The sequence below is a fragment of the Thioclava kandeliae genome (assembly GCF_040297545.1).
GTDB classification, from domain to species: domain Bacteria; phylum Pseudomonadota; class Alphaproteobacteria; order Rhodobacterales; family Rhodobacteraceae; genus Thioclava; species Thioclava kandeliae.
In genome coordinates, this window is sequence record NZ_JAYWLC010000002.1 from 292,258 (window position 1) to 310,256 (window position 17,999).

The 17,999-nt window shown below is 64.3% G+C and carries 20 protein-coding genes; 6 read left to right on the forward strand and 14 right to left on the reverse strand.

The features are described from left to right. Positions 1-165 precede the first annotated feature (165 nt). From VSX56_RS04110 to VSX56_RS04120, 3 genes are read right to left on the reverse strand one after another with little or no spacing between them, the layout of a single operon-like run. Complete coding sequence (locus tag VSX56_RS04110) at positions 166-819, reverse strand: HAD family hydrolase (protein WP_339114431.1); 654 nt, start codon at positions 817-819, stop codon at positions 166-168. Next, positions 819-1,388, reverse strand: a complete 570-nt coding sequence (gene rsmD, locus VSX56_RS04115; protein ID WP_350935032.1) for a 16S rRNA (guanine(966)-N(2))-methyltransferase RsmD — start codon at positions 1,386-1,388, stop codon at positions 819-821. Before rsmD ends, VSX56_RS04110 begins: the two co-directional genes overlap by 1 nt. Before the next feature lie 3 nt (positions 1,389-1,391). Beyond that, positions 1,392-2,606: an NAD(P)/FAD-dependent oxidoreductase gene (locus tag VSX56_RS04120; RefSeq protein ID WP_350935034.1), complete on the reverse strand. Its 1,215-nt coding sequence runs from the start codon at positions 2,604-2,606 to the stop codon at positions 1,392-1,394. A gap of 78 nt (positions 2,607-2,684) precedes the next feature. Here VSX56_RS04120 and VSX56_RS04125 point away from each other — a divergent pair, with 78 nt between their 5' ends. From VSX56_RS04125 to VSX56_RS04135, 3 genes are all read left to right on the forward strand, one after another. Beyond that, entirely contained in the window at positions 2,685-3,173 is a 489-nt protein-coding gene (locus VSX56_RS04125) for a peroxiredoxin (RefSeq protein ID WP_339113444.1), read from the forward strand. 107 nt (positions 3,174-3,280) lie between these two features. Then, entirely contained in the window at positions 3,281-4,225 is a 945-nt protein-coding gene (locus VSX56_RS04130; RefSeq protein ID WP_350935037.1) for an aldo/keto reductase, read from the forward strand. Beyond that, positions 4,218-4,580 carry a YigZ family protein gene (locus VSX56_RS04135; RefSeq protein WP_434096005.1) on the forward strand — a complete coding sequence of 121 codons (363 nt, stop codon included), beginning with the start codon at positions 4,218-4,220 and terminating at the stop codon, positions 4,578-4,580. Before VSX56_RS04130 ends, VSX56_RS04135 begins: the two co-directional genes overlap by 8 nt. Here the strand turns inward: VSX56_RS04135 and VSX56_RS04140 are convergent. From VSX56_RS04140 to smc, 7 genes are all read right to left on the reverse strand, one after another. Beyond that, on the reverse strand, positions 4,577-4,978 hold the full coding sequence (locus VSX56_RS04140) for a 4a-hydroxytetrahydrobiopterin dehydratase (RefSeq protein ID WP_350935039.1): 402 nt from the start codon (positions 4,976-4,978) through the stop codon (positions 4,577-4,579). The two genes, VSX56_RS04135 and VSX56_RS04140, sit on opposite strands and share 4 nt — an antisense overlap. Positions 4,979-5,045: 67 nt before the next feature. Next, on the reverse strand, positions 5,046-5,984 hold the full coding sequence (locus tag VSX56_RS04145; protein ID WP_350935041.1) for a mechanosensitive ion channel family protein: 939 nt from the start codon (positions 5,982-5,984) through the stop codon (positions 5,046-5,048). A 57-nt stretch (positions 5,985-6,041) separates the two neighbouring features. Next, positions 6,042-7,208 (reverse strand): GNAT family N-acetyltransferase, encoded by a 1,167-nt coding sequence (locus tag VSX56_RS04150; RefSeq protein WP_350935043.1) that lies wholly within the window; start codon positions 7,206-7,208, stop codon positions 6,042-6,044. Positions 7,209-7,253: 45 nt separating this feature from the next. Further along, positions 7,254-8,021, reverse strand: a complete 768-nt coding sequence (locus tag VSX56_RS04155; protein ID WP_350935045.1) for a glycerophosphodiester phosphodiesterase family protein — start codon at positions 8,019-8,021, stop codon at positions 7,254-7,256. Next, positions 8,014-8,478 (reverse strand): RidA family protein, encoded by a 465-nt coding sequence (locus VSX56_RS04160; RefSeq protein WP_339113438.1) that lies wholly within the window; start codon positions 8,476-8,478, stop codon positions 8,014-8,016. The genes VSX56_RS04155 and VSX56_RS04160 overlap by 8 nt, the downstream gene beginning before the upstream one ends. Positions 8,479-8,620: 142 nt before the next feature. Continuing rightward, on the reverse strand, positions 8,621-9,097 hold the full coding sequence (locus VSX56_RS04165; protein WP_339113437.1) for a YbjN domain-containing protein: 477 nt from the start codon (positions 9,095-9,097) through the stop codon (positions 8,621-8,623). Between the two features lie 16 nt (positions 9,098-9,113). After that, entirely contained in the window at positions 9,114-12,572 is a 3,459-nt protein-coding gene (smc, locus tag VSX56_RS04170; RefSeq protein ID WP_350935047.1) for a chromosome segregation protein SMC, read from the reverse strand. A 278-nt stretch (positions 12,573-12,850) separates the two neighbouring features. Here smc and VSX56_RS04175 point away from each other — a divergent pair, with 278 nt between their 5' ends. Continuing rightward, a complete protein-coding gene (locus tag VSX56_RS04175; RefSeq protein ID WP_339113435.1) occupies positions 12,851-13,207 on the forward strand; it encodes a CidA/LrgA family protein in 357 nt (118 codons plus the stop codon). Continuing rightward, positions 13,200-13,916 (forward strand): LrgB family protein, encoded by a 717-nt coding sequence (locus VSX56_RS04180; RefSeq protein WP_339113434.1) that lies wholly within the window; start codon positions 13,200-13,202, stop codon positions 13,914-13,916. The genes VSX56_RS04175 and VSX56_RS04180 overlap by 8 nt, the downstream gene beginning before the upstream one ends. A 98-nt stretch (positions 13,917-14,014) precedes the next feature. Here the strand turns inward: VSX56_RS04180 and rnhA are convergent, their stop codons facing one another. The 4 genes from rnhA to trpS form a co-directional block, all read right to left on the reverse strand. Next, on the reverse strand, positions 14,015-14,473 hold the full coding sequence (gene rnhA, locus VSX56_RS04185; RefSeq protein WP_350935050.1) for a ribonuclease HI: 459 nt from the start codon (positions 14,471-14,473) through the stop codon (positions 14,015-14,017). Between the two features lie 85 nt (positions 14,474-14,558). Continuing rightward, positions 14,559-14,978 (reverse strand): hypothetical protein, encoded by a 420-nt coding sequence (locus tag VSX56_RS04190; RefSeq protein WP_350935052.1) that lies wholly within the window; start codon positions 14,976-14,978, stop codon positions 14,559-14,561. After that, complete coding sequence (ispH, locus tag VSX56_RS04195; RefSeq protein WP_339113431.1) at positions 14,978-15,925, reverse strand: 4-hydroxy-3-methylbut-2-enyl diphosphate reductase; 948 nt, start codon at positions 15,923-15,925, stop codon at positions 14,978-14,980. The genes VSX56_RS04190 and ispH overlap by 1 nt, the downstream gene beginning before the upstream one ends. 136 nt (positions 15,926-16,061) lie before the next feature. After that, a complete protein-coding gene (gene trpS / locus VSX56_RS04200; protein ID WP_350935054.1) occupies positions 16,062-17,114 on the reverse strand; it encodes a tryptophan--tRNA ligase in 1,053 nt (350 codons plus the stop codon). A 169-nt stretch (positions 17,115-17,283) separates the two neighbouring features. On the opposite strand from trpS, the gene VSX56_RS04205 reads away from it, so the two are divergent. After that, complete coding sequence (locus tag VSX56_RS04205; RefSeq protein WP_350935056.1) at positions 17,284-17,967, forward strand: rhomboid family intramembrane serine protease; 684 nt, start codon at positions 17,284-17,286, stop codon at positions 17,965-17,967. Positions 17,968-17,999 lie beyond the last annotated feature (32 nt).

The window sequence follows — 17,999 nt, forward strand, 5'->3', positions numbered from 1 at the left end:
TGGGGCTACGAATGGACAATACAGGGGAATCGCCAAAATGGGTGCGCTGACGGAAACGGTTTCACCCTTTATACACGCTGGGGTTGGGCCGGAGGCGCGTTAGCGCCGAGCGGATCTGGCAGGGCCTCAATGGCGCTGCCAGATCCGGCACCCTTTGCGGTAGGCTCAGGCAGGGAGACCGATCAACGCGGGCACTTGGGCCATATCGGTAAACAGCTCCGCCCCTGTCGCAGCAAGCTTCGGATACTCGCCCTGTGGCGCATAGCCCAGACAACGCATGCCTGCCGCCGCGGCAGCGTCTGCTCCCGGCGGACTGTCTTCGATAACGACACAGTGCTCGGGCGCAACCCCCAGCACGGCAGCGCAATGAAGATAGAGATCGGGCGCGGGTTTCGGGCGGACGACATCCTCCTGACCGGAAAACAGCCGCCCTTCCAGCTTGGCACGAATCTCGGGATGCTGGCCGAGGGTCGCATCCATCTTCACATGCCGCCCGTTCGAGCCTACCGCATAGGGGATGCCCGCCGCATCCAGCCGCTCCAGCAGCTCGGGCACACCGGCCATCAGTGGCGTGCCGGCCCGCAGACGCTCGCAAAGCGTGGTGTAATAATGATCGGCCCAGTCCTCGGGCAGGGTGGCGCCCATCTCCCGGGCACGCATCGCGCAGCCCTCGATCGTGCCGCCGATGAACATCCCCTCCATCTCGTGCCGTTCCAGTTCCAGCCCGTGGGCCGCGAACTCCTCCTGCAACAGCTCGAAGGTCATGGGCTCGCTATCCACCAGCACCCCGTCGCAGTCGAAAATTACCGCCTTGATCATCATTCTTCCTCCGCCATTACGGCCAGTGTCACGATCGTGTCGCCATATTTCCGCTGGTCCACCTGTTCCAGCGGCGCCGGCACCACAGGCGCCACATTCTCTTCCCAGACCACCATCGCACCGGGCGCGATCCAGCCGTTCTCTAGGCAGGACGCGATCGCCTTCTCGCCGAGCCCCATGCCATAGGGCGGATCAAGGAAGATCAGGTCATAGCCCTCGCCACGGCAGGGTCCCATCTTTGTCGCATCGCGCCGCCAGATGTCGGTCACCCCCATCGCTCGCATCAGCTCGATATTCTTGCGCAAAAGCACCCGCGCGGGCGTGCCCTCATCGACAAAAGCCACGCGCTTGGCTCCGCGCGACAGCGCCTCCAGCCCCAGCGCACCAGTGCCCGCAAACAGATCCAGCACCCGCGCCTCGGGGATCGGGTTGCCATGCGTGCCATTGACCAGCAGGTTGAAGATCGATTCGCGCACGCGGTCCGTCGTGGGGCGCAGATGGCCCTTGCTATCGCCTTCGCCCACTTCGGTCAGTTTCAGCCCGCGCTTCTCGCCACCAATAATCCGCATTTTTTACCGCCGCATCAGGGATTTCAAATCAGCCGCCGCCTCGATCTCAACGGGCGTCACATCGGACCCCGCCTCGATCAGGCGCTTGCCCACCATATAGGCCCGCGGCGCGTCGAGCGCATCCACCGCAATCAGGTGATCCTCGCGGAAATACCAGAAGCTCTCGCCATCCACATCTTTCGCGATCACGCGGGTATAGCCGCCATTCCAGCCCGCAATCTGGAGTTTCGAGGCAAACATATCCGACCAGAACCACGGTTTCGGCTGGTAGGTCTCAGCGGCGCCCAGCATGTTGCGCGCTACCAGTTCGCCCATATCGATGGCGTTGCCCACCGATTCCAGCCGCATCCGCGCGCCGTGCAGGTCGATCTCGGCGCAATCGCCCGCCGACCAGATATGCGGATCCGAGGTGCGCCCCTGAGCATCGGTCACGATCCCGTCGCCCAGAACCAGTCCGGCTTCCTCGGCAAGCCGCACCGAAGGCGTGACACCGATGCCCACCACCACCAGATCGGCGGGCAGGACTGTGCCATCGACCAGCTCGACGCTGTCCACCACGCCTTCCCCGCGTAAGGTGCGCAGCCCGGTGCCCTCCCTGATTGTTACGCCTTGGGCCTGATGCAGCGCGCGCACGGCATCCGCCGTCTCGCGGCAGGCCACACGGCGCAGGATACGCTCGGAGGCCTGCACCAGCACGACATCCAGCCCGAGCTTGCGGGCCACAGCGGCGGCCTCGAGCCCGATATAGCCGCCGCCGATCACGACAAGCCGTTTGCCCGCCGCCATCTGCGGCTGGAGCGCTTCGATATCGGCCAGTGTGCGGATGGTGAACACATTCCCCAGATCACCACCCAAAGCTGCCGGCAGGCGTTTGGGGTCGGCGCCTGTGCAAAGCGCCAGCTGGTCATAGCGGATCCCGGCCTTTGCGGTATGCACAACGCGCGCCGCCGGATCGATGCGCAGGGCCGGCTCGCCCAGCCGCAGGGTGACATTCTGTTCGGCCCAGTATGCGGGCGCGCGCAGGGTGAGCCGCTCCAGCGGCATCTCGCCCAGGAGATAGGCTTTGGACAGAGGCGGACGCTGATAGGGCGCCACGGGTTCCTCGCCGATGATCGTCAATGCGCCGTCATAGCCTTCGGCACGCAGCTTGGCCGCCATCGAGGCCGCTGCCTGTCCGCCCCCCACGATGACGATGCCCCCGTTCACGATCTCCGGCATTTCTCTTTCCCTCTGGTGCTTTGTTGGACGAACCCTATATCGTGCGGGCAACCATGTGCAACGCGACAGGAGAGCGACATGACAATCAGTGAAGGCGACGTGCTTCCCGGGGCCACCCTTTTGACGGTTGGTGCCGAAGGCCCGACCACCGTATCTTTGGGCGACAAGATGAAAGGCCGCAAGGTCGTTATCTTCGGTCTTCCGGGCGCGTTCACCGGCACCTGCACCACCGCCCATGTGCCGAGCTTCATGCGCACCCGTGATGCCTTTGCCGAGAAGGGCGTGGACGAGGTGATCTGTATCACCGTCAATGACCCCTTCGTGGTCGATGCGTGGTCGAAAGCGACCGGCGCGGGCGAGGCGGGTCTGACCATGCTGGCCGATGCCGAAAGCGCCTTCACCAGCGCCATCGGCATGAATTTCTCGGCCCCCGCCATCGGCTTCAAGGACCGCTCGGCCCGCTACGCGATGTATGTCGAGGATGGCGTGGTGAAGGTTCTGCACAAGGAAGAGAATGCCGGCACCTGCGAGATCTCGGGTGGCGAGGCGCTTCTGGCGGCGATCTGAACCGGCCCATCTTGAAAAGTGCGGTAAATCCCGTCACCAATGGCCCTTCGGGGCCATTTTTTATTTCTTTTTCCGCACGGGCGGCCCTTCTGTATAGGATGACCAGTATGCTGCACAAACCGCTCGGCCGTTCGGGCCTGACTGTCTCGCCCTTCGTGTTCGGCGGGAATGTTCTGGGATGGACCGCGGATCGGGCGACCTCTTTTGCCATGCTGGACCGGTTGGTGGAGGCGGGGGCAACCTCGATCGACACGGCCGACAGCTATTCCTACTGGGGCGAGGGGATGAAGGGCGGCGAGTCCGAGGCGATGATCGGCGACTGGCTGGCCCGCCGCAAGCGCCGCGACGATGTGGTGATCTATACCAAGGTCGCCAAGCTCTCGTGGCGCAAGGGGCTGCGGCGCGACAATATCCTTGCCGCCATTGACGAGTCGCTGACCCGACTGCGCACCGATTATATCGATCTCTATTTCGCCCATGCCGATGACGCGGATGTGCCGCAGGAAGAGGTGCTCGAGACCTTCGAGATGCTGCGCGTGCAGGGTAAGATCCGCGCGGTGGGGGCGTCGAATTTCGCCCCCGACCGTCTGGCCGCGGCTCTGGCACTGGCCAAGCAGATGAATGTGAAGGGCATCGAGGTGATCCAGCCCGAATACAGCCTGAGCACGCGCGAGAGTTTCGAGAAAGAGCTGCTGCCGCTAGTCAAATCGCAGGAGTTGGGGGCTGTGACCTTCTTCACGCTGGCGGCGGGGTTCCTGTCGGGCAAATACCGCACGCAGGCCGATTTTGCGGGGATCCCGCGCGCGCGCCATGCCGCGAAATATCTGGATGCGCGGGGCTTGCGCATTCTGCAGGCTCTGGCGGAGATCGCCGATGGCGTCGGCGCCCCCATGGCGCAGGTGGCAACCGCCTGGGCGATGGCGCGCGAGGGCGTCTCGGCCCCTATTGTCTCGGCCTCGAATATGGATCAGCTCGATACGCTTCTGGGCGCGATCGACCTGCAGCTGTCTGATGAGGCGATGGCCAGCCTCGAGGCGGCCTCCGATGGGTAAACTGACCACTATCGACGGGATCATCAGCGATCGCGGGTCGAAATATGCGGTCTCCGGCGCGCCTTGTGCCTCGGAGGACGAGGCCAAGGCTCTGATCAAGGATCTGTGCCGCACCAAGAAATTCGCCAAGGCCACGCATAATACATGGGGTCTTCTGACCCCCGAAGCGCCGGTAAAAAACGATGATGGCGAGTCGGGGGCGGGCATGGTGATCCTGCGGATGCTCGAACGCGAGGGGCTCGAGAACCACCTGATCGTGGTCACCCGCTGGTATGGCGGCAAGCATCTGGGGGGCGACCGCTTCCGCCATGTGCAGGAGGCCGTGCGGATCTATATCGAAGCACTGGCCGGTTAATCGAGCAGATCCTCGCCAAGATCTGGGCGTGGATCGGGCTCCTCCACCTCGTCCTGACCGGGTTCGCGCTCGGGCAGCGGCGACTGGAACAGCACCTTGCCCTTATGCGGAATGGCATCGAGTGCGCGGGCCAGTTCGAAATCCAGAATGCTCAGGCCCTTGCAGGAATGGGTCGAGAGCTCGATATCCACCACGTTATAGACATTGCGCCAATCGGGGTGGTGATCCATCTTCTCGGCCAGCAGGGCCGCCTGTGCCATAAAGCCCCAGGCCTGTTCGAAATTCTCGAATTTCCAGACTTTGCGGATCGCGTCGGATTGTTTGGCCATGCGCCAGCCGCTTTCTTTCAGCAGGGGCATCAGGGAGGCGCGTTCGTCCTGATTGAGCTTCGTGGCCATCGTGTTTTCCCTATATCGAAACGGGCAGGAAAACCCTGCCCGTCTATGAGTTTAACCGAAATCCGGCTTACTTCAATTTATCTCCCGCAGCGGTTTGCGAAACAGGGGTTTCGCTCGGCGCGGACAATTCCTTGACCGATACTTTCGGCTTGGCCATCTCCAGCTTGTTGTCGAAGATGATCTCGCGGGTCGGGAAGGGAATGCCGATGCCGTTGGCATCGAATTCGCGTTTCACGACCTCGAACAACTCCCAGCGGAACTTCCAGTAAACGTCCGTCGTGGCCCAGGCGCGGAACAGCAGGTTGATCGAGCTGTCACCCAGCTCCTTCACGCCGATGGTAGGGGCGGGGTCTTTCAGGATGCGCGGATCCTCGTCCACGATCTTCTGCAGGATGTCCTTGGCCACCTTGATATCGCTGTCATAGGAGATACCGATGGTCAGATCCATCATGCGGGTGGTGTTGGCCGAATAGTTGGTAATGGCCGAGGACCAGATATCCGAATTCGGCACGACGACCTGAATGCCATCATAGGTTTTCAGGATCACATAGAACAGCGAGATCTCGGTCACGGTGCCCGCATTGCTGCCGGCCTGCACATAATCGCCCACACGGAAGGGGCGGAACATGATGATCATCACGCCTGAGGCGAGCGAGGACAGCGTGCCTTGCAGCGCCAGACCGATGGCCAGACCGGCGGCACCGATCAGTGCGGCCAGCGAGGTGGTCTGGATGCCGAAGCGGTTGAGAATGAAGATGAAGCCGATCGCGAGGATCAGGTATTTCGCGATATTGCCCAGAAAGCCGAACAGCGTCGCATCCAGGCGCTTGTGGCGCGCGGCCAGATTGCCGATGCGGCCCTTGGCCCAGCCCGAAATGACCAGCGCGACGATCAGGATGACCAGCGCGGCCAGCACGTTCAGCGTGCCCAGCACCACGGCATCAATACGTTCGGGGGTGATCCACTGGCTCACATCTGTCAGGTTTTGCAGGTTCAACTCGTCCATGCGTCTTCAGGTCCTTTGTTTCGTTCGGGCGCGGCCTAGGGGGCATGGTGCCGAAAATCAACCCCCGCTGCGGAAGGGCCCCATCTCGGTCATCACCTCGACATCCTCGTCGATGGCCGCGCGTTCGGCCTCCAGATAGTCCGAAATCGCGCGCCGCAAACCCGGATGGGTGATCCAATGCGCGGAATGGGTGATATGCGGCAGATAGCCGCGCGCCAGCTTGTGCTCGCCCTGCGCGCCCGCCTCGACCCGCGCCAGACCATGCGCCAGCGCATAATCCACCGCTTGGTGGTAGCAGAGTTCGAAATGCAGATAGGGGTGATCCTCGATGCAACCCCAATAGCGGCCATAAAGGCAATCGCGCCCGATCAGGTTCAGCGCGCCCGCCACAGGGCGACCCTCGCGGAAAGCCAGCACGAGCAACACATCCTCGCGCATCCCGTGCAACGCATCGAAAAAGGCCCGCGTCAGATAGGGGGTGCCCCATTTGCGCGCGCCGGTATCCTGATAGAATTCCCAGAACGCATCCCAGTGTTCGGGCCGGATCTCGTCGCCGGTCAGCTGCCGGATCTCGCCGCCGAAGGCTTGCGCCCTTGCGCGCTCCTTCTTCAGCGCCTTGCGCTTGCGCGAGGAAAGCTGTTCGAGGAAGGCGTCGAAATCGGCATAGCCCTGATTGTAGAAATGGAACTGTTGCCCGTGGCGGTGCAGATAGCCCGCGCCCTCGGCCAGATCGGCCTCGTCTTCCGGGCAGAAGGTCATATGCACAGACGACAGCCCGTTGTTTTCGGCCACTTGCGCCATGCCCGCCAGAAGGGCGGCACGGCCTGCCTCGGTCTGGCCCGCTGCGGTCAGCAGGCGCCGCCCCGTGCAGGGTGTAAACGGCACCGCACATTGCAGCTTGGGATAATATTGCCCGCCCGCCCGCTCGAAGGCATCAGCCCAGCCGTGGTCGAACACATATTCGCCCTGACTATGGGATTTGACGTAAAGCGGGGCCACGCCCAGAACGGTTCCGCCTGCCCGTGCCACAATAGGCCGCGGGTCCCAGCCCGTGCCGCGTCCAACCGAGCCCGAACTCTCGAGCGCCGAGAGGAACCGGTGCGTGGTGAACGGATCATAGGCCCGTCCGCCATCCGCCACTTCGGGGCAGGCACAGCTATCCCACAAAACGGGGTCGATGGCCGAGACACCCCCGGCCAGTTCCAGTTCGATCGTGTCACTCATCGCAGGCTCCTGTCGGGGCTGATGATGACGGCATCGGGCGTGAGGTCAAGCGTCGGGCAGGGCCGGGGCATAGCCTTCGAAGGTCACGTTTTCGGCAACCTCGCGCGCCTTGGCCTCGGCTTCGGGCGAGCGGATCGTCCAGCACAGGATATGCGCACCCTCGGCCTTCAGCGCTGCCACCCGCGCCATCCCGAGGTCTTTCCAGTGATGCGAGATGAACGAGGCGCCCACTCGGTCGTAATCGGCGATCTCGCGCAACCGGGCGCGTTGATCGTCGTCAAGATCGGGGAAGTCTTCCGCCGACCATTCGGCATAGGTGGTCAGGCCAACGGTCACTTCGGGGGCGGCCGCATGGAAAAGCGCAATGGTCTCGGGGTTGAACCCCATCACCGCCACGGGGCCCTGATAGCCGCGCAGCGCCTGTGCGGCGGCGTCCTCCAGCGGGCCCAGCCCCGCGCCATTGGGGTCGTTCTGGTTCTTGATCTCGACCAGAAGCGGCACTTGGCCGGCCACCAGATCGAGCACCTCGGCAAAGGTCGGGATGCCCTCATCGGCATCGCGCAAGGGGATCGCCTGCAACTCGGCGGCGGTGCGGGCATGGAGCGGGCCGGTCTCGCCGGTCAGACGGTCGAGGAGATAGTCATGGAAGACCATCGCCACACCATCCGCCGAAAGCTGCAGGTCGATCTCGATCCCGTAACCTGCCGCAATCGCCGCCCGGATGGCTGCGAGGCTGTTCTCGGGGCGGCGTTGCGCCCGGTCATGATAGGCCCGATGCGCGATCGGCAGGCTCAGGAATCGCGGATCAAGCATCTTTGATCTCGAAGACCGCGTCAATCTCGACCGCCACACCAAGGGGCAGCGAGGGGGTCGCCACAGCCGAGCGTGCATGGCGGCCCACATCTCCGAAGACCTCGACCATCAGGTCCGAGCATCCGTTCACGACCTTGGGCTGATCGGTGAAATCGGGGGTGGAATTGACGAAGCCGCCCAGTTTCACCACGCGGGTGATCCGGTCCAGATCGCCAAGCGCGGCCTTTGCCTGCGCAATCAGCGCCAGCCCGCACAGGCGCGCGGCGGCAGCGCCCGCTTCGACATCCATATCCTCGCCCAGACGGCCTTTCACCAGACCATCGGCGCCCGAGGAGATCTGGCCCGAGATGAACAGCTGGTTGCCGGTGATCACGAAGGGCACATAATTGGCGGCCGGCGCGGGGGCTGCGGGCAGGGTGATGTTCAGTTCGGACAGGCGGGATTCGATCTTCGACATGGGGTCCTCTTTGTCAACGCGGTGGAATGCCGGTTCGGCGGCGCAATTCGCACCGGACGCTAGGCGCGCATCCCGAAAGGCGCAAGCGGAATGCGCCCGCAAAGCGGAGTGTCATCAGAATATCACAGGCCGTGGGCAGGGCTTACCAGCCGATGAAGTGCTCGAAGTCGCGGGTGACAGTCTGCCAGAGGCCGAGCGAGGTGGAGAAGTTCTGCTGGGTCACTCCATTGCCTGCCATATTGATATCCATCTCGATGAAGGGATCGCCGTCGTCATCGAGATAGGCGCGGCCGAAGCGGTTGTCGCGGTTCCAGTCGTTGATCCGGCGGGCGTCGAGCGGTCGGTCAAGGTCATACCCCGTCGAGAACTGGATGTTCTGGCACTGCGCGCCACTTTTGCAGCCGTAGAAATAGACCGAGAAATGGGTGCCGTTCAGCTGGCTGACCAGCATAGGCGCGCCGTAATCATCGGTTTCCTGCTGGGCCTGCAGGCCATCGGCCCGCATCGCGGCAAGAATGGCCGCGGGAGTGGCGGTGACGGTATTGGCCAGCGCCGGAGAGGCTGTAAGCGGGGCTGCCAGACCGGCCAGCATGGCCAGTGATACCAGAAGCTGTTTCATGATTATCCTTCAGGTCTCAGGCGACCATTGCCTCGGCCTTCTTGAGATCGACCGATACCAGCTGGCTTACACCCTGTTCCTGCATTGTCACACCAAAAAGACGGTCCATCCGGCTCATCGTGACCGCATGGTGGGTGATGATGAGGAAACGGGTCTCGGTGCGGCGCGTCATCTCGTCCAGAAGGTCGCAGAAACGGGTAACATTGGCATCGTCCAAGGGCGCGTCGACCTCGTCGAGCACGCAGATCGGGGCGGGATTGGCCATGAAGACGGCAAAGATCAGCGCCATCGCGGTCAGGGTCTGCTCGCCGCCCGACAGCAGCGACAGCGTCGAGAGCTTCTTGCCCGGCGGCTGGCACATGATCTCAAGACCGGCCTCGAGCGGGTCATCGGATTCCACCAGCGCCAGACGCGCATCGCCGCCCGAGAAAAGATGGGTAAAGAGCTGACGGAAATTCTGGTTCACCTGTTCGAAGGCCGCCAGGAGGCGCTCGCGCCCCTCGCGGTTGAGCCCGTTGATGCCGCCGCGCAGCTTGGCGATGGCATCCTCCAGATCGCCTTTCTCGGTGAACAGCGTGTCATGTTCTTCCTGAATGCTTCGCGCGTCTTCCTCGGCGCGCAGGTTGACCGCCCCCAAAGCATCGCGGTCGCGTTTGAGGTCGGCCACGGCCTTTTCCAGCTTGGCAATGGTCGGCATATCCCCAGGCGCGATATCGAGGGATTTCAGCAGGCTCTCCGGGGCCAGATCCATCTCGTCGCTGATCCAGTCGACGGCCAGGGTCAGCGCCTCGCGGGCGCTCTCCACGCGCGTTTCGGCCCGCGCGCGGGCCTCGCGGATCTCGGAGGCCTGTTTTTCCGTCTCGCGTTCGACGGTCTGGGCCGTGCGCAGGCGGCTTTCGGCATCCTGAAGCGCGGTGGTAGCCTTGGATTTGCGCGCCTCCGCCTCCTGGATTTGCTCGCGCAGTTCGTCGCGGCGCTCGTTCAGCTCCTCGGGCAGGGCCATAGCCTCCTCGAGTTCCTCCAGCGCCTCGGCGCGGCGCTCGGCCAGCTCGGCCCCATGGCGTTCGGCGGTGGCCAGACGGGTCTTCCAGCCGCCCAGCTGCTCGGTGATCTCTGTGTGGCGACGGGTGCGGGCCTCGCCTTCGCGGCGGACCTCGTCCTGTGCCGAGCGGCGGGTGAGCATGGTCATCCGCGCGGCCTCGACCGTGATCTTCACCTGATCCATTTCCTCGCGGGCGCGCGACAGGGCGGGCAGGGCATTGATCGCGGCCTGTGCCTCCTCGAGGGTCGCGCGTACGGCACGGGCCTCCTCGGCATGGCGGCCCTCGGCCTGACGGGCGGCTTCCAGACGGCCTTCGGTGACCGAGCGGTCGGCCTCGGCTTTGGACATCAGGCGCTGTGCCTCGGCGAGGCGCTTGTCGGCCTCGCGGCGGGTGTCGCGGGCGCGGGCATAAGCCAGATTGGCATCGGCAAGCTTCTGTTTGAGCTGTTCGTGATTGCGCACGGCGGATTGCGTCGAGGCTTCGGCCACGGCCAGATCGGCGCGCAGATCGCTCAAGCGGTTCTGCTGGCGCAGGCGTTGGGCCGCGGCAGAGGGCGCATCCTCGGCGCCCGCGCGTAGCCCGTCCCAGCGCCAGAGATCGCCCGCAAGCGTGACAATCCGCTGGCCGGGACGCAGATCCTTGTGGAGCGCATCGCCCTGATCCCAGCTTTCCACCACACCGATCTGGTTCAAACGGCGGGTGAGCGCCTCGGGTGCCTGCACATAGCGCGCGAGTGCCTGCAGACCTGCAGGGAGCGCAGGTGCGTCGCTATAATCGGGCAGGGTCAGCCAACCCGAGCCTGCATTTCCCGCCGCTTCGGGCGCGTTCAGGTCATCGGCCAAAGCCGCGCCCAAGGCGGCCTCATAGCCTTTGGAGACGCTAATCCGGTCAAGGATCTGCGGGCCCGACATGGCGTCGCGGTCCAGAAGCCGGGTGAGGGCCGAGACCTCGGATTTCAGCGCACTCATCTCGCCTTCGGCCTCGGCGCGCGCCTCGCGCGCCTCGGCCTCGCGGGTTTCCAGCGTGCCACGCAGATCATCGGCGCTATGGAGCGCCTCTTCGGCCTGATCGGTCATCTCGGTGGCCTCGGAGGCGGCTTCCTGCGCGGCCTCGATCCGGCTATTGACCTCGGCCAGCGCTTCCTCGGCCTCCGTTGCATTCAGTCGGGCAGTAGCGGCCGCACGGTCGAAGCGTTCGGCGCTTGCCTGACTGTCGGCCAGTTGCCGCTCGGCAGACTGGTGACGGGCGGCCAGCTGGGCCACATCGCCGGTCAGCTGGTCAAGGATCTCCTCGCGGTCCCGCGCGATCTCGGCGGCCTCTTGGGCGGCCTCCTCGGCGGCGGCCAGCGCATCCTCATGGCCGGCGCTGTCGCGCGCGATCTGGCGCAGCTCGTATTCCAGCCGCTCCAGCGTCTCGCCCGCGTCACGGTTGAGGCTGGTCTCGCGTTCCATGTCGCGGTCGATCTGGGCAATGCGGCCCTTGAGCGTCTCGATCTGGCCGCGGGCCTGGGCTTCCTGTTGCGAGAGCTGGTCCTGTGAGAGAACGAGCCGCTGCAGAATGGCGGTGGCCACGGTATCCTCCTCGCGCATGGGCGGCAGGATCTCTTCGAGGTTGGCACGCAACTCGGCGCTGTCGCGGGCGGCGCGCTCGGCCACGCCGGCATTGGCTATGATCGCGGAAAGGGCCTTCTCGGCCTCCTGACGGGTTTCGTCTGCCTCGAGCCAGCGGCGATAGAGGAGCATCCCCTCGGAGCGGCGCAACTCCTCGCCGATCTGGCGGTATTTCGCGGCCTGCCGCGCCTGACGGGCCAGGCTGTTGAGCTGTCCGGCCAGCTGGTCGATCACATCATCGATCCGCTCGAGATTGGCCTCGGTGGCCTTGAGCCGCAACTCGGCCTCGTGGCGCCGCTGGTAGAGACCCGAGATCCCCGCGGCCTCCTCGAGAATGCGGCGGCGGGCCTTGGGTTTGGCGTTGATCAGCTCGTTGATCTGGCCCTGACGCACCAGCGCGGGCGAATGCGCCCCTGTGGACGCATCGGCAAAGAGCATCTGCACGTCGCGGGCGCGCACGTCCTTGGTATTGACCTTATAGGCCGAGCCCACATCGCGGGTGATGCGGCGGGTGATCTCCAGCAGGTCGCTATCGTTGAAGCCCGAGGGCGCGAGGCGTTCCTCGTTGTCGATCTGTAGCACGACCTCGGCAAAGTTGCGCGCGCCGCGGGTCGAGGTGCCCGCAAAGATCACGTCTTCCATCCCGCCGCCGCGCATCGCCGAGGCACGGTGTTCGCCCATCACCCAGCGCAGAGCCTCCAGAAGGTTCGACTTGCCGCAGCCATTGGGGCCGACCACGCCTGTCAGCCCGTCCTGAATGACGAGATCGGTCGGGTCGACAAAGCTTTTGAAGCCGTTCAGACGCAAGCGGGTGAAACGCAAGGGCACCATTCCTTCCAAGGCAGGCATGCGCGGGGGCGCATCTGTCCCGCAGCCTATGCCGCCGCGGGATTTGGGCGCCTTTTCCCAGCCGATCCGCGATGTGTCAATTCAAAGACACAGTCGCGCGCGGGGAAAGGCCGATTTATCCCCAGATTATCGCATTTATCGCGGGGCTGTGTATTGGTTCGAGTTGTCCGGACCTTGTGGAGACGGGATGGCGGTGCCATACCGACGCTGCGGGAGGACAGGTATTCACGGTTTTGCACACCGGAGGGATTATGGTCGCTGCCTTTGCTTTCATTCTGTTATTCCAGCTCGTCGGAGAGGTGCTCTCGCGCGGGCTCGGCCTGCCGCTTCCGGGGCCTGTCCTGGGCATGATCTTCATGCTGGCGTCGTTCTTTGCCTCGGCGCGTCTGCGCGAGGTGGTGCAGCCCACGGCCAAGGGGCTCCTGTCGCATCTGTCGCTTCTCTTCGTGCCGATCGGGGTCGGGGTGGTGGCCCATATCCCGACTCTGATGAGCCATGGTCTGGCGCTGGGGCTGTCGCTGGTGCTGTCGACCGCGCTGGCACTTGTGGCGGGGGCTGCGGCCTTTGCCGTCACGCTGCGGCTGACGAAGGGGGCGGGCAATGAGTGATCCGTCCACCATCTGGTCCTATCTCGCCTCGCAGCCGCTTCTGTGGCTCTGTGCCACGCTCTTTGCCTATTGGGCGGGCGATGCGATCTTCCGCGCCTCGGGGCGACAGCCATGGGCCAATCCGGTGGCGATTGCGGTGGTGTTGCTGGGGGGGCTGCTCACGCTGACCGGTACCCCCTATGACCAGTATTTCGAGGGCGCGCAATTCGTGCATTTCATGCTGGGACCGGCGACCGTGTGCCTTGCGGTGCCGCTCTATGCCAATCGCCGCGAGATCCGCAAGACATGGCTTCCGATCGCGGTGGGGCTCGTGGTGGGCAGTTTCGTGGCGATTTTCTCGGCCTTGGGGATTGCCTGGGCTTTGGGGGCCGATCATGTGCTGCTGGCAACGCTGGCGCCGAAATCGGCCACCGCACCGGTGGCCATCGGGATCAGCGAGCGGATGGGCGGCGAGCCCACGCTGACGGCGGCGCTGGTGCTGCTGACGGGGATGATCGGGGCGATCATCGTCTCGCCTTTGCTGAACCTGATCGGGGTGCGCGACTGGCGCGCGCGGGGGCTGGCCACAGGGGTGGCCGCCCACGGGATCGGCACGGCGCGGGCCTTTCAGGTGCATGAGCAGGCGGGGGCCTTTGCCTCGATCGGGATGGGGCTGAACGCGATCCTGACGGCGATCATCGCGCCTCTGGTGATGGGCTGGTTTTTCTAGGCCAAGCGGTGCGCCGCCCCTGCGGGACAGCGCAAGATATACTTACGGCGCAGGCCTTATGCGGGGCCTGCGCGGCGCCCCTTGGCGGGTGTTTCGCGTTATTTCGACGGTTTGAACGGGGCCATGCCGGAACGGGCCAGCTCGTCGGCCCGCTCGTTTTCGGGGTGGCCCGCATGGCCCTTGATCCATTCCCATGTCACCTCATGGCGGGCTTGGGCCTCGTCGAGCCGTTGCCAGAGATCGACATTTTTTACAGGCTTTTTGGCGGCGGTCTTCCAGCCATTGCGCTTCCAGCCGTGGATCCAGCCGGTCACCCCGTTTTTCACATAGGCGCTATCGGTGATGATGGTGATCTTTGAAGGTCGGGCGAGGGTTTCGAGCGCCGAGATTGCCGCCAGAAGCTCCATGCGGTTATTGGTGGTCTCTGCTTCGCCGCCTTCGAGCGTGCGTTCTTTGAGGATCGTCTCGCCGTCCTTGGCCAGCATCAGAACCCCCCAGCCCCCGGGGCCGGGATTGCCGGAGCAGGCTCCGTCGGTATAGGCGAATAGATCGGGCATGGGGATCTCCTTTGGCGCGGGTGTAGCGGCTTGGCTACGCGTGGTCCAGAGGGAGCTTGGTGCGGAGGCGCTTGGTCCGGAGGACTTAGGGGATCAGCGCGTAGAGGCAGGCGAGGATCAGAAGGCATTCGCCCAGACGCAGGCGAGCCCACCCGCCGGGGCGGCGGTTTTTCAGGATCAGGTCGATGATGAGCGTGACCAGATGGGCAATAAAGAGGCTTTGTATGACCGGCATCCCCGCGCGTATGGCCGCGATGGTCGCAAAGAGGGGCAGGGTATGGGCGAGCAAGATGGAGGTGCTGGCCTGCATCTTTCGGGCGGCGCGGAAGGCCCAGAGCGCCAGCAGGACCAGAGCCCAGAAGGCGGCGATGTCGCGGGGCGTGGTGGAGACGGGCAGGGTCAGCCGCCCGTCGCGGGTGGCGATCACGGCCCAGACCAGTGGCAGGCAGAGAAGGGCGCTCAGGGCGAGGGCGCGGCGAGGCGCGCCGATGCCGGGCGCGCGCATCAGGCGGTTTCGCGCAGCACGCGGGGGACTTTGAACTCGACCCGTTCCTGCGCGGTTTCCACCTGTTCGACGGTCACGTCATAGCGGTCGCGGAAAGCGTCGATCACCTCGTTGATCAGCACTTCGGGCGCCGAGGCACCGGCGGTGATGCCGATGGAGGTGATGCCGTCAAGCGCGCGCCAGTCGATATCGGCGGCGCGCTGGACAAGCTGGCTATAGGCGCAGCCCTCGGAGGTGCCGACCTCGACGAGGCGGCGCGAATTGGACGAGTTGGGCGCGCCGATCACCAGCAGCGCGTCGATCTTCGGCGCGATGGCCTTGACCGCGGCCTGACGGTTGGTGGTGGCGTAGCAGATGTCTTCCTTGGCGGGGCCGACAATGGCGGGGAAGCGCTTTTGCAATGCGGCCACGATGCCTGCGGTATCATCGACCGAGAGCGTGGTCTGGGTGATGAAGGCCAGCGCCTTCGGGTCGCGCGGGGCGAGATGGGGCACATCGGCCTCGGTTTCCACCAGCAGGACCTCGCCCTCGGGCAGCTGGCCCATGGTGCCCAGCACCTCGGGGTGGCCGGCATGGCCGATCATGATCATCTGCAGGCCGGCCGCGTGGTGACGCTCGGCCTCGATATGGACCTTCGAGACCAGCGGGCATGTGGCATCCACATAGACCATCTCGCGGCGTGCGGCCTCGGCGGGCACGGCTTTGGGCACGCCATGGGCCGAGAAGATCACGGGGCGATCATCGGGGCATTCATCGAGTTCCTCGACAAAGACCGCGCCCTTGTCGCGCAGGCTGTCGACGACGAATTTGTTATGGACGATCTCGTGGCGGACATAGACCGGTGCGCCCCATTTCTCCAAAGCCATTTCCACGATCTTGATCGCGCGGTCCACGCCGGCGCAGAAGCCGCGGGGGGCGGCGAGATAGAGGTTGAGCGGCTGTTTCATGGAGATGTCCTTTGGGGCCTTTAGGCTTGAAGGTAGGCAGGATGGCGGGCTCTGCCAAGGGGGTGCGGGCTTCGGGGGCATCGAGCCCCCGTTCTCCCGCGGTTACGGGCCGGTGCGGCCCGTAACCCGGAAAAGATCAACGCGAGCGCACCATGCCCATGATGTCATAGGTTTTCTCGACGATCGGGCGGGCGATGGCATCGGCCTGCTCGGCCCCGTGACCAAGGATCCGGTCGATCTCTGTCACATCATCCATCAGGCGTTTCATCTCGGTGGAGATCGGCGCGAGCTTCTCGACCGCAAGATCGGCCAGAGCCGGTTTGAAATCGCCAAAGCCCTTGCCTGCGAATTCCGCCACCACCTGCGCGGCCGTCATATCGGCAAGGGCCGCGTAGATATTGACCAGATTGCGGGCCTCGGGGCGCTCCGACAGGCCCTCGACCGTTTCCGGAAGCGGCTCGGCATCGGTGCGGGCCTTGCGGAATTTCTTGGCGATGGTGTCGGCATCATCGGTCAGATTGATGCGCGAAGCATCCGAGGGGTCGGATTTCGACATCTTCTTCGAGCCGTCGCGCAGGCTCATGACGCGGGTGGCAGCCCCCTCGATTAATGGTTCCGGCTCGGGGAAGAAGTCGACACCGAAATCATGGTTGAACTTGTTGGCGATGTCGCGGGTCAGTTCGACATGCTGCTTCTGGTCCTCGCCTACCGGCACCATGGTCGCGTGATACAGAAGGATATCGGCGGCCATCAGCGCGGGATAGGCGTAAAGGCCCAGCGAGGCCTTCTCGGCATTCTTGCCGGCCTTGTCCTTGAACTGGGTCATCCGGTTCATCCAGCCCAGACGCGCGGTGCAGTTGAAGAGCCATGCCAGCTCGGCATGCGCCCCCACTTGGGATTGGTTGAAGAGGATGGATCTCTTGGGATCGACGCCCGAGGCGATAAAGGCGGCCGCCGCCTCGCGGGTCTGGCGGCGCAGGGCTTCGGGGTCCTGCCAGACGGTGATCGCATGCATGTCTACGAGGCAGTAGATCGTCTCGATCCCCTCATCCTGCTTCTGGGCAAAACGCTTGAGGGCACCAAGATAGTTGCCCAGCGTCAGGTTGCCGGACGGCTGGATGCCGGAGAAGATCCGCGGCGTGAAATTCGCATTCGGCGTTTCGGGCGGGGTTACGGTCGTATCGCTCATCTGAGGCTCCCCTGCATGCAGGCTGGTAATATCGTCCTTGCTCGCTTATCCCCAAATCCGGCGGGGATCAATGTCTGGCCCCGTCCTTACCCTGTTATCCGCCTCCGATATGTTGAAGGGGCGGCCTCTGCGCCCCATATTCTGGCGCAACCCAAGTGAAGGAACCCGAATGCGCTCCGGTTACAATGAAGGCCCGCTGAACAAATTGCCGCCGATCGTCTGGATTCTGGCCGCTCCCATCCTCATCGGCGAGCTGATGTTCGGGCTGGGGCAGGCGGGGCTGTTCCAGAACGGGGTCGTCTGGCGGGCCGAGGCCCTGCAGCGCTTTGCCTATGACCCGAACCTGATGCGGGCGATGATGGAGGCGGGGGTGCATCCGTGGCGGCAGATGGCACGGGTGGTGACCTATCCGTTTGTCCATGGCAGCTTCACCCATGCGGCCTTCGTGCTGGTCTTCATTCTGGCGCTCGGCAAGATGGTGGGCGAGGTTTTCCGTGGCTGGGCGGTGGCGGCGGTGTTTTTCGCCTCCTCCATTCTGGCGGCGCTGATCTATACCGCGCTGCCCTTTACCCAAGGCGCGCTCTATGGCGGCTATCCGGCGGCTTACGGGCTGATCGGGGCGTTCAGCTTCATCCAGTGGACCTATCTGGGCGCAACCCGCGGCAACCGGATGCAAGCGTTCCAGCTGATCGGGTTCCTGATGGGGATCCAGCTTCTGTTCAGCCTGATCTTTGGTGGCACCGATCAATGGATCGCGGACCTTTCGGGCTTCATCGTGGGCTTCGTGGTCAGCTTCTTCGTGTCGCCCGGTGGCTGGGGACGGGTGCTGGCCAAGCTGCGCAACCGGCGCTGATGGTAAAATGAAACGGCGCCTCGCGGGGCGCC

What these genes read in the sequence shown, in the direction of transcription:
- VSX56_RS04160 (WP_339113438.1), bottom strand. Translation starts at nt 8,478, where the DNA reads ATGTCGAAGATCGAATCCCGCCTGTCCGAACTGAACATCACCCTGCCC.
- VSX56_RS04205 (WP_350935056.1), top strand. Translation starts at nt 17,284, where the DNA reads ATGCGCTCCGGTTACAATGAAGGCCCGCTGAACAAATTGCCGCCGATC.
- VSX56_RS04120 (WP_350935034.1), bottom strand. Translation starts at nt 2,606, where the DNA reads ATGCCGGAGATCGTGAACGGGGGCATCGTCATCGTGGGGGGCGGACAG.
- ispH (WP_339113431.1), bottom strand. Translation starts at nt 15,925, where the DNA reads ATGAAACAGCCGCTCAACCTCTATCTCGCCGCCCCCCGCGGCTTCTGC.
- VSX56_RS04155 (WP_350935045.1), bottom strand. Translation starts at nt 8,021, where the DNA reads ATGCTTGATCCGCGATTCCTGAGCCTGCCGATCGCGCATCGGGCCTAT.
- rsmD (WP_350935032.1), bottom strand. Translation starts at nt 1,388, where the DNA reads ATGCGGATTATTGGTGGCGAGAAGCGCGGGCTGAAACTGACCGAAGTG.
- rnhA (WP_350935050.1), bottom strand. Translation starts at nt 14,473, where the DNA reads ATGCCCGATCTATTCGCCTATACCGACGGAGCCTGCTCCGGCAATCCC.
- VSX56_RS04180 (WP_339113434.1), top strand. Translation starts at nt 13,200, where the DNA reads ATGAGTGATCCGTCCACCATCTGGTCCTATCTCGCCTCGCAGCCGCTT.
- VSX56_RS04135 (WP_434096005.1), top strand. Translation starts at nt 4,218, where the DNA reads ATGGGTAAACTGACCACTATCGACGGGATCATCAGCGATCGCGGGTCG.
- VSX56_RS04165 (WP_339113437.1), bottom strand. Translation starts at nt 9,097, where the DNA reads ATGAAACAGCTTCTGGTATCACTGGCCATGCTGGCCGGTCTGGCAGCC.
- VSX56_RS04140 (WP_350935039.1), bottom strand. Translation starts at nt 4,978, where the DNA reads ATGGCCACGAAGCTCAATCAGGACGAACGCGCCTCCCTGATGCCCCTG.
- VSX56_RS04150 (WP_350935043.1), bottom strand. Translation starts at nt 7,208, where the DNA reads ATGAGTGACACGATCGAACTGGAACTGGCCGGGGGTGTCTCGGCCATC.
- VSX56_RS04125 (WP_339113444.1), top strand. Translation starts at nt 2,685, where the DNA reads ATGACAATCAGTGAAGGCGACGTGCTTCCCGGGGCCACCCTTTTGACG.
- VSX56_RS04175 (WP_339113435.1), top strand. Translation starts at nt 12,851, where the DNA reads ATGGTCGCTGCCTTTGCTTTCATTCTGTTATTCCAGCTCGTCGGAGAG.
- VSX56_RS04145 (WP_350935041.1), bottom strand. Translation starts at nt 5,984, where the DNA reads ATGGACGAGTTGAACCTGCAAAACCTGACAGATGTGAGCCAGTGGATC.
- VSX56_RS04110 (WP_339114431.1), bottom strand. Translation starts at nt 819, where the DNA reads ATGATCAAGGCGGTAATTTTCGACTGCGACGGGGTGCTGGTGGATAGC.
- VSX56_RS04130 (WP_350935037.1), top strand. Translation starts at nt 3,281, where the DNA reads ATGCTGCACAAACCGCTCGGCCGTTCGGGCCTGACTGTCTCGCCCTTC.
- VSX56_RS04190 (WP_350935052.1), bottom strand. Translation starts at nt 14,978, where the DNA reads ATGCGCGCGCCCGGCATCGGCGCGCCTCGCCGCGCCCTCGCCCTGAGC.
- trpS (WP_350935054.1), bottom strand. Translation starts at nt 17,114, where the DNA reads ATGAGCGATACGACCGTAACCCCGCCCGAAACGCCGAATGCGAATTTC.